Raw genomic sequence first — 9,292 nt, forward strand, 5'->3', positions numbered from 1 at the left:
GCGCCGGTTCTGGTCTGGTATCTGCTGGGCGAGGATCCGGGCCAGTTGACGCTGGTGGGGGGCGCGGTGGTGATTGCGGTGCTGCTGGCGTCGAATCTGGTGGTGATGTGGCAGTTGCGCCGCAACCGGATGCTGGTGCGGTAGGGGCAGTGATCGCGGTGCGCCAGAGGTGCGGGTTGTCGCCCCTTAGGGGACAGTCATGCTTGGATAAAGCCCGCGCCATCGGCAGGCCGCGGGACGGCCCGCCGAGGGTGCGGCGGCCTGCGGCCTTGATTCCGCACCTAGGGTAATACCCAGTATCGCCTAGCTGTTTTCACGCACCTGCACAGCTTCTGAAAAATCTGCGAAGAATTTTGTGGCCAGCTTCTTGGCCGTGCCCTGAATCAAGCGGCTGCCAAGCTGCGCCAGTTTGCCGCCGATTTCGGCCCGCGCCTGATAGCGCAGCAGGGTCTGGCCGTCGGGTTGTGCCTCCAGTTCCACAGTGGCGCCGCCCTTGGCAAATCCCGCCGCGCCGCCGGACCCTTCGCCTGTCAGCGAAAAACGGCGCGGCGGGTCTTCGGGGTTCAGGGTGACATTGCCGCTGAAACGCGCCTTGACCGGCCCGATTTTCAGCGTGACCTTGGCTTCCAGTTCGGTGTCGGAATGCTTGATCAATTCCTCGCAGCCCGGAATGCTGTCTTGCAGGATTTCGGGATCGTTCAGCGCGGCATAGACCGTTTCAATCGGTGCGGGGATCAGGATTTCATCTTGCAGGTCCATGGGGCCTTTTTCCTTTCTTGGGGTATTCTAACAACAGGGAAACTTGATTTTCGCCAGAATTTCGGCCTGCTCGGCGGTCAGGCGCGGCCAGAAGCGTGACAGGATGCGGCGCAAACCGGTCATGTGCGCCGTCCCTTGCGGCGGGTTGCCACGATCTGAGCAAGGATCGACAGGGCGATTTCTTCCGGCGTGATGGCGTGCAGGTCCAGTCCTGCGGGGGCGTGAACCTGCGCCAGTGCCTGTGCGCACACACCGTCTGATTGCAGGCGCGTGGCCAGTGTGGCGAATTTGCGTTTGCTGCCCACGAAGGCCACATATTCCGCCCCGCAGGCCAGTGCGGCCCGCAAGGCCGCGTCATCGCCCTTGCCCTGCGTCGCAATGACAACAAAACGCTGGCGGTCGGGCGCGGTGTCAAACGCGAAACTGTCGCAGCATGCGTCAATTTCCGGCAACGGGTCGGGCAGGGCACCCGGTGCGCAAAGTGTGCGGTGCATGTCAAACCGCGCCGACAGGTCCGCCAGCGCCAGCGCCACAGGCCCCGCCCCGCAGATGACCAGTTGCGGCAAGGGCAGGACCGGTTCGACGAAGATGTCCATCGACCCTTTGGACGGGCAGCCATTGCGGGCAAAGCGAATGCCGTCACGCTGCTCGCCTGCGGTGACGCCTTCGGCATCCAGCAGGTCGGACGGGCGCAGGGATATGAATTGCGGCTGGCCCGCCTCCAGCGCCTCCAGCGCGGCGCGGCTGACGGCTGCGCGCGCGCAGCCCCCGCCAACCCAGCCTTCGGTCAGGGTGCCGTCCGCAAGGATCAGCGCCTTGGCCCCCGGTTTGGCAGATGTGGCGTCCACCGTGCGCACGATGGTGGCAATGGCAAACGGCTGGCCCGCGCGGCGCAGGCGGTCCATTTCACTGTTCAGGCGCGTATGGGCAGTTGCAGACAGGGTCATAGGTGGGCAAGCTCCGGTTCCAGTCGGGCCAGATCGGCCAGGGTGGTGGCGGGGGCGAACAGGTCCAGATGGGGCAGCGCCGCGGCCATGCCGCCCGCAACCGGCGCATAGTCGCGCCACCCCTTCAGCGGGTTCAGCCAGATGATACGGCAGCCCCGCTTTTTCAACTGCGCCAAAGCGGTGCCAAGCTGGTCGGGGCTGGCGCTGTCATACCCGTCGGACAGAATGACAACCACGCTGCGCCCGTTGACAAAGCGGCGTGCATAGCTGCGCGCGAACAGGTCCAGATTGGCCCCGATGCGCGACCCGCCGCCAACCCCTTCGGCCAGAAGTGACAGCCGGTTCAGCATACGCAGCGGGTCGTCATCGTGCAGCGCGGTGGTGATACGCACAAGGCCCGTGTGAAACAGATAGGCGTCTGCGGTCGGGTCCGCGCGCGTAAGCCCCGTGATGAACGCCAGATAGGGGCGGGTATAGGCCAGCATGGACCCCGACACATCGCACAGAACCACCAGTTTCACGGGCCGGTCGGGGCGGGTGCGGCGGTGCAGGTGCAACGGTTCGCCGCCCGTGGACAGGGCTGTGCGCAGCGTGCAGCGCAAATCCACGCCGCGCCCGCGCCTGTGCGCCCGCCTGCGCCGCGACCGGCGGTCGCGGATGGCCGCCCCCAGCCGCGCGGCAATGGTTTCGGCGTGGCGAATATCATCTGGGCTGACCAGTTCGCGCAAATCGCGGCGCATCAGGTTGGCAACCCCTGTGGCCATTAACCGGCCCGTCCCGCCACTTTCGCTTGCGCCGCTGTCCTGCCCGTCATCGGGGGCGTGCGCCTTGCCGGTGCCTGTGGCCATGCCGTCGCCTGTGCGACCCGCCCGCTGGCGGTCTGTGCCGGTGCTGCGCGATTGGGTGACCCGCGCGCGAACGCGCCCGTTATTCAGCCAGAAGGCGTTGAACACATCGTCAAAGCGCGCGGATTGGTCCGCATCGCTGGCGCAGACCGCCTTTAGCGCGCGGCACACGGTTTCGGGGGCCAGATTGTCCAGCGTGGTCAGCGCCTTCATGGCAAGGCCGGTTTCCGCGACGCCCAGATGAAACCCCGCACCGCGCAAATGCGCCATGAACCCCGACAGCCGCGCGGCGGGGCCGGGGTCGCGCGCGGCAAAGCGGGTGGCGCGCGACGGGCGGTTCAGGGTCAGGTCGCGCGTCATGCTGCGCGGCCTGCAAGGCGCGCGGCCACCTCGGGCGGGATGGCGGCGCGGTCGGATCTGGTTTTCAGCAATGTGGCCAGTGCCGCCGCCAATGCGGCGGGGTCCGCGCCCAGATCATTGACGCCAAGCCCGCCAAGGGCTGCGGCAAAATCCAGCATTTCGGCAATGCCCGGTTTCTTTTCCAGATCCTCGGCGCGCAGGGCCTGAACAAATGCCACGATCTGGCGGCCAAGGGCGGCGTCAATGTCGGGGTTGCGGGCCGACAGGATGGCCAGTTCGGTGTCGCGGTCGGGGTAATCGACATAGGCATACAGGCACCGTCTGCGCAGTGCGTCCGACAGATCGCGCGTGCCGTTCGCGGTCAGGATGACATGGGGGCGCGATCTGGCGGTTATGGTGCCCAGTTCGGGGATGGTTATCTGGAAATCCGACAGCACCTCTAGCAAATAGGCCTCGAACTCCTCATCCGCGCGGTCGATTTCGTCGATCAGCAGCACAGGCGCCTGTTCGCGGCGGATGGCGGCCAGAAGCGGGCGTTCCAGAAGGTAGTCTTCTGAAAAAATGCGCGATTCCGCCTGACGGGCGGATTCGCCATCTTCGACAGCGGCGCGGATGGACAGTAATTGCCGCTGGTAGTTCCATTCATAAATGGCCTGCGCGGCGTCCAGCCCTTCATAGCATTGCAGGCGCAACAATTCGGTGTCCAGCATTGCGGAGAGGGCGCGCGCGATTTCGGTTTTGCCAACGCCTGCCGCCCCTTCCAGCAGCAGCGGGCGGCCCAGCGTCAGTGCCAGATGCAGCGCCATGGCCAGATCAGGATGCGCGACATAGCCCTGCGCGCGCAGTTTTTCCGTTAGGGTTTGCGGGTTTTCCATGGGTAAAACGGGGGCGCGGGTGGTGCGCGCGCCCCCTGTCCTTTCAGCCGTGCAGGCCAAGCTGGTTGGCAATTTTCCATAGGCGCCAATGGTCATGGGGCATATGCGACTGGCGCAGCCCAAACGCGCGGAACGCGTCATGCACCGCATTGGAAAACGCGGGCACACCGCCGACATTGGGGCTTTCGCCCACCCCCTTGGCCCCGATCGGGTGGTGCGGGGACGGGGTTTCGGTGTGGTCGGTGGTGTAATTGGGCGTTTCCCATGCTGTGGGCAGGAAAAAGTCCATCAAGGTGCCGGTCTTGCAATTGCCCATGTCGTCATAGGCGATTTCCTGACCCATCGCGATGGCCAGCGCTTCGGTCAGGCCGCCGTGAACCTGCCCTTCGATCACCATCGGGTTGATGCGCGTGCCGCAATCATCCAGCGCGTAGAACTGGCGGATTTCATGCTCGCCCGTGTCCACATCCACCTCCATGACGCAGATATAGGCCCCGAACGGGTAGGTCATGTTGGGCGGGTCATAGTAGCTTACGGCCTCCAACCCCGGTTCAATGCCGGGAATGGCCTGATTATAGGCCGCATAGGCGATGTCCTTCATGGTTTTGAACCGTTCGGGCGCGCCCTTGACCACAAAGCGGTCAATGTCGAATTCCACGTCATTGTCGTGCACTTCCAGCAGATAGGCCGCGATCATCTGCGCCTTGGCGCGGATTTTGCGCCCTGCCATGGCGGTGGCGGCCCCTGCCACGGGGGTGGAGCGTGACCCGTACGTGCCAAGGCCGTAGGGGGCCGTGTCGGTGTCGCCTTCTTCAATGGTGATGGAATCAGCGGGAATGCCGATTTCGGTTGCCAGAATTTGCGCGAAGGTGGTGGCGTGGCCCTGCCCCTGCGATATGGTGCCAAGGCGGGCAATGGCGCTGCCGGTGGGGTGGATGCGGATTTCGCAACTGTCGAACATGCCCATGCCCAGAATGTCGCAATTCTTGACTGGCCCTGCGCCCACGATTTCGGTGAAATGCGTCAGGCCAATGCCCATCAGCTTGCGGGTTTCGCCACGATTGAAGGCCGCCACGCGTTCGGCCTGTTCGCGCCGCAGGCCCGCATAATCCACGGCCTCCAGCGCCTTGGTCCATGCGGTGTGGTAATCCCCGCTGTCATATTCCCACCCCAGCGCCGAGGTATAGGGGAACTGGTCGGCGCGGATGAAGTTCTTCGCGCGCAGCTCTGCCGCGTCCATGCCCAGTTCAATCGCCAGCACCTCGATCATGCGTTCGATGAAATAGGCAGCTTCGGTCACGCGGAACGAACAGCGATAGGCCACGCCCCCCGGTGCCTTGTTGGTATAGACCCCGTCAACGCCCACATAGGCCACCGGAATGTCATAACTGCCTGTGCAGATATGGAAGAAACCGGCGGGAAACTTGGTCGGGTCCGCGCAGGCGTCAAATGCGCCATGGTCTGCGGTCACATGGCACCACAGGCCGGTGATCTTGCCGTCCCTGGTGGCGGCAATCTTGCCTTTCATCCAGTAATCGCGGGCAAATGCCGTGGCCATCAGGTTTTCCATCCGGTCCTCGACCCATTTGACGGGGCGGCCTGTCACAATGCTGGCCACGATGGAACAGACATAGCCCGGATACACCCCCACCTTGTTGCCGAACCCGCCGCCAATATCGGGCGAGACGACGCGGATATTGTGTTCCTCGATCCCTGATAGCAGGGACGCGACCGTGCGCACGACATGGGGCGCCTGAAACGTGCCCCAAAGGGTCAGTTTGCCATTCACCTTGTCCATGCTGGCCACCGCGCCGCAGGTTTCCAGCGGGCAGGGGTGGGTGCGGTGGTAATAGACCATTTCCTCGGCCACCACCTCGGCGCTGTCCAGCACCTGTTCGGTGGCGTCCTTGTCGCCTTCTTCCCACAGGAAAATGTGGTTGTGGTGGCGGCGCGGGCCATGGGCGCCGCTGTCCTGACCTGCCAGATCCTCGCGCAGGACAACGTCACTTTCCAGCGCGGCAAACGGGTCGGTCAGAACGGGCAGGTCTTCATATTCCACCTCGACCAGTTCCACGGCATCGGCGGCGATGTAGCGGTCTTCGGCCACGACGAAGGCCACTTCCTGCCCCTGGAACAGCACTTTGCCATCGGCCAGAACCATCTGTTTGTCGCCCGCAAGCGTGGGCATCCAGTGCAGGTTCAGCGGTTCCAGATCCTTGGCGGTCAGCACGGCAATCACACCGGGCAGGGCAAGGGCCGCGTCCGCGTTGATGGATTTCACCCGCGCATGTGCATAGGGGGAGCGCACGAAATCGCCATGCAGCATGCCGGCAAGTTTGATGTCATCGACATAATTGCCCTTGCCTTGGGTGAAGCGGACATCCTCGACGCGCTTGCGCGCGCAGCCCATCCCCTTGAGGTTGGCAATACGGTCGTCACGGTCCGGGGTCATGTCGTTCATTCTGCGGCCTCCTGTGCGGCGTTGATCTCTGCCGCGGCGGCAAGGACGGATTTGACGATGTTCTGATATCCGGTGCAGCGGCACAGATTGCCCGCAATCCCGAAACGCACATCTTCTTCGGTGGGGTTCGGGTTTTCCTGAAGCAGGCGATGGGCGCGGGTAATCATGCCCGGTGTGCAATAGCCGCATTGCAGCCCGTGATGTTCGCGGAACATGCGTTGCAGCACATGCAGGTTGTCAGGCGTACTCAGCCCTTCGATGGTGGTGATTTCCGCGCCCTCGGCCTGCACGGCAAACATGGTGCAGGATTTGACGGATTTGCCGTCAATTTCCACAGTGCAGGCACCGCAATGGCTGGTTTCACAGCCCACATGCGGGCCGGTCAGGTTCAGTTTCTCGCGCAGTACATAGATCAGCAATTCGCGCGGTTCGACCAGAAGTTCCTCGGTCTTGCCGTTCACCTTCAGTTTGATGGCTGTCTTGGGCATGATGGCTGTTCCTTTCAGGCGCGTGACCATGCGCGGGTGATCGCGCGTGCAATGATGATACCGGCGACATGGCGCTTGAATTCGACGGGGCCGCGATTGTCCTCGTTCGGGTCAATGTCGGCCAGTGCGGCCTGTGTGGCGGCCTTGATCGCATGCGCATCGCAGGATGTGCCGGCCAGCGCCGCAGCGGCGGCTTGTGACCACACCGGCGTATCGGACAGGTTGGTCATCGCGACCGAGGCTTCCGCCACCGTGTCGCCGTCGCGCGTGATCAGCACAGCGGCGGCGGCCGTTGCATAATCGCCGATCTTGCGCTTCTGCTTTTCATAGGCATAGCCGCCCGCGCTGGCCTGAAAGCGGATTGCGGTCAGGATTTCGTCATCTTCGCGCGCGGTCATATAGGCGGCTTCATAAAACTCGCGCGCCGCAACCTCTCGGTCCCCGTCCGGTCCGGCAAGGGTGAACACCGCATCCAGCGCCTGCATCAGACCGGGCATGTCATTGCCCGGATCGCCATTCGCCACATTGCCGCCCACGGTGCCCATGTAGCGCACTTGCGGGTCTGCAATCTGCAACGCGGCTTCGCGCAGGATGGGGGCAACGCGCGCAAGCCCCTCATGGGCGATCAGTTCGGCCTGTGTGACCATCGCCCCTATGTGAACACTTGTCCCGTCAATCCTGATGTCACGCAGGTCGGGAATGTCGCGCAGGTCGATCAGGTGCTCGATCGCGGCCATGCGCAGTTTCATCATCGGTATCAGGCTGTGCCCGCCCGCCAGAACGCGGGCCTCGTCGCCATGGGCCTGAAGCAAGCCAAGCGCTGCCTCGATATCCGATGGCCGGTGATACTCGAACGCGGCTGGTATCATGTTATCCTCCCAGATGTGGGCGGCGAAAGCCACCTGTGGCGGGACGCTAGCCTGCGACATTTTGTCAATCGAACCCCGCCGCGCCAGTTTCGCGGTCATTTGCATGAACTGCGAAATGGCTGCATGAATGGCGTATGCAGGTGCAGCGATGATACGGGTGCGGGTTTTGGCGCTGCATGACCGCAGGGCGTGCGGCACGATATGCGGTAAGAACGCGCAGTCCGCGCAGGTCACTGCGCGATCTGGAACCGCTACAGGCCCAGACCCTCGCGCACGGTCGCAAGGCGCGCGCGGCTGACAGGCACCTTGCCCAAGGATGGCACGCTGTCAAAATAGCAGATGCCGGTATCCTTCTTGCGCTCGAATCCGGTGACATGGCGGCGGTTCACCAGATAACTGCGATGGGTGCGCATGAATTCGTCAGGGGGCATGCGCGACTCGGCGGCCGCAATCGCCCATGGACAAAACAGTTTCTGCTCTCCGACATACAGCAAGGTGTAATGCCCCTCGGCGCGGATCGCGGCGATTTCGGTCGCATCCACGAAATAGGTGCGCCCGTCCTTTTCATAAGGCACCTTGACGGCCCCGGCGGAAACGGGCTGCGGATGGGGCAGGGCATCGGGGGCGGGCGGGGTCGTGGCCGGGGCGGGCAGGAATGTAACGCCGGTTAACAGGAAAGCGCCTGAAATCAGGAAAACCGCCAAAGTTACCCCGAAGGCCAGCGCGGAATTGCTGATCACCGGCCCGCTTGCGGGAATGCCGTCCTGCGCCACGAATCCCGTTCCCGCCATGGCAATGAAATGCACAGCAAAGACCGCAAGCCCGAATCCGACTGTGCCCAGCAAGATATTCTGCCGTTCCCGTCTGGCATAGGTGATCATGAAGGCCAGCACACTCAGACAGACAGAGACAAGCAACGCCCCCGCAACACCCGCAACATTATAGACAGGGCGGCACAATTGCATGCCTGACATGCCGGTATAATGCATGGCCGGAATTCCCAGCCCGACAATGACACCCGCCAGAATGATCCGCATGCGCGTGCGTGTGCCGAAATGGACCGCCAGCAGGGCCACGCCGGTCATCAGCACCGCCATCAGCGCTGATATCAGTGTGGTCAGCGCGTCATAATAAAACGGGATTGGCAGTTGCAGGCCCAGCATGGCCACAAAATGCATGGACCAGATTCCCCCGCCAAGGGATATTGCGGCCATCACAACAGCCAGCTTGCGCCGGCCCATAGGCAGTGTCGACGCGCCGCGCGTCAGCGAAAGGCCCGTAAACCCCGCCATCAGCGCCACAGCCAGCGAGGCAAGCACCAGCGTCGTATCATGTGTATAGTCAAGCACGGCCCAAGCCCCTCCCAGACCTCAGCGCAGGCAGAAAACAGCTAGCATGCGCCACCTGCTACCACAAGCACGGGGAAGGGCGGGCGCAGGGGGGCGGCAGAATCACCCCGGCCAATACGATGGGCGCGAACATCGCGCGCAGCTTTGGGACGGCATCTTTCTGAAATCTCCATATTATAAAACAACATCAATAGCTTGAGTGTTCTTTTAGGGTCATGCCTGTCGCCTTGTTTTACGCTTTTTTGTGGAATCTGGTTTTTTCCTCTTGCGTGTATTTGTTTGATTGCCTAGATAGCGCTTCACCGGCGGCGGGAACGCGGTTGGTTGCCTTGGGCGGCT

The 9,292-nt window shown here is 63.0% G+C and carries 8 protein-coding genes; all 8 read right to left on the bottom strand.

Features of this window, described 5'->3' with window-relative positions; translation table 11 throughout:
* Nucleotides 1-303: 303 nt before the first annotated feature.
* The 8 genes from ACTIE1_RS16470 to ACTIE1_RS16505 all read right to left on the bottom strand — a co-directional run bounded on the left by ACTIE1_RS16470 (nt 304) and on the right by ACTIE1_RS16505 (nt 8,953).
* Nucleotides 304-759 (bottom strand): CoxG family protein, encoded by a 456-nt coding sequence (locus ACTIE1_RS16470; protein ID WP_439563018.1) that lies wholly within the window; start codon nt 757-759, stop codon nt 304-306.
* Between the two features lie 119 nt (nt 760-878).
* Nucleotides 879-1,706, bottom strand: coding sequence for an XdhC family protein (locus ACTIE1_RS16475; RefSeq protein ID WP_439563019.1), 828 nt, complete (start codon nt 1,704-1,706; stop codon nt 879-881).
* Nucleotides 1,703-2,911, bottom strand: coding sequence for a vWA domain-containing protein (locus ACTIE1_RS16480; protein WP_439563496.1), 1,209 nt, complete (start codon nt 2,909-2,911; stop codon nt 1,703-1,705). Before ACTIE1_RS16480 ends, ACTIE1_RS16475 begins: the two co-directional genes overlap by 4 nt.
* A complete protein-coding gene (locus ACTIE1_RS16485; RefSeq protein WP_439563498.1) occupies nt 2,908-3,786 on the bottom strand; it encodes an AAA family ATPase in 879 nt (292 codons plus the stop codon). Before ACTIE1_RS16485 ends, ACTIE1_RS16480 begins: the two co-directional genes overlap by 4 nt.
* A gap of 43 nt (nt 3,787-3,829) precedes the next feature.
* Complete coding sequence (locus ACTIE1_RS16490; RefSeq protein ID WP_439563497.1) at nt 3,830-6,247, bottom strand: aerobic carbon-monoxide dehydrogenase large subunit; 2,418 nt, start codon at nt 6,245-6,247, stop codon at nt 3,830-3,832.
* Complete coding sequence (locus ACTIE1_RS16495; protein WP_439563023.1) at nt 6,244-6,735, bottom strand: (2Fe-2S)-binding protein; 492 nt, start codon at nt 6,733-6,735, stop codon at nt 6,244-6,246. The genes ACTIE1_RS16490 and ACTIE1_RS16495 overlap by 4 nt, the downstream gene beginning before the upstream one ends.
* 14 nt (nt 6,736-6,749) lie before the next feature.
* Nucleotides 6,750-7,604, bottom strand: a complete 855-nt coding sequence (locus ACTIE1_RS16500; RefSeq protein ID WP_439563024.1) for an FAD binding domain-containing protein — start codon at nt 7,602-7,604, stop codon at nt 6,750-6,752.
* Nucleotides 7,605-7,855: 251 nt separating this feature from the next.
* Complete coding sequence (locus tag ACTIE1_RS16505; protein WP_439563025.1) at nt 7,856-8,953, bottom strand: MHYT domain-containing protein; 1,098 nt, start codon at nt 8,951-8,953, stop codon at nt 7,856-7,858.
* Nucleotides 8,954-9,292: the final 339 nt, after the last annotated feature.

Source organism: Roseinatronobacter sp., from assembly GCF_051859525.1.
Classification (GTDB): domain Bacteria; phylum Pseudomonadota; class Alphaproteobacteria; order Rhodobacterales; family Rhodobacteraceae; genus Roseinatronobacter.

Excerpts from the sequence above, each read along its gene's own strand:
- ACTIE1_RS16495 (WP_439563023.1), bottom strand. The coding sequence starts at position 6,735 with ATGCCCAAGACAGCCATCAAACTGAAGGTGAACGGCAAGACCGAGGAA.
- ACTIE1_RS16470 (WP_439563018.1), bottom strand. The coding sequence starts at position 759 with ATGGACCTGCAAGATGAAATCCTGATCCCCGCACCGATTGAAACGGTC.
- ACTIE1_RS16490 (WP_439563497.1), bottom strand. The coding sequence starts at position 6,247 with ATGAACGACATGACCCCGGACCGTGACGACCGTATTGCCAACCTCAAG.
- ACTIE1_RS16480 (WP_439563496.1), bottom strand. The coding sequence starts at position 2,911 with ATGACGCGCGACCTGACCCTGAACCGCCCGTCGCGCGCCACCCGCTTT.
- ACTIE1_RS16500 (WP_439563024.1), bottom strand. The coding sequence starts at position 7,604 with ATGATACCAGCCGCGTTCGAGTATCACCGGCCATCGGATATCGAGGCA.
- ACTIE1_RS16485 (WP_439563498.1), bottom strand. The coding sequence starts at position 3,786 with ATGGAAAACCCGCAAACCCTAACGGAAAAACTGCGCGCGCAGGGCTAT.
- ACTIE1_RS16475 (WP_439563019.1), bottom strand. The coding sequence starts at position 1,706 with ATGACCCTGTCTGCAACTGCCCATACGCGCCTGAACAGTGAAATGGAC.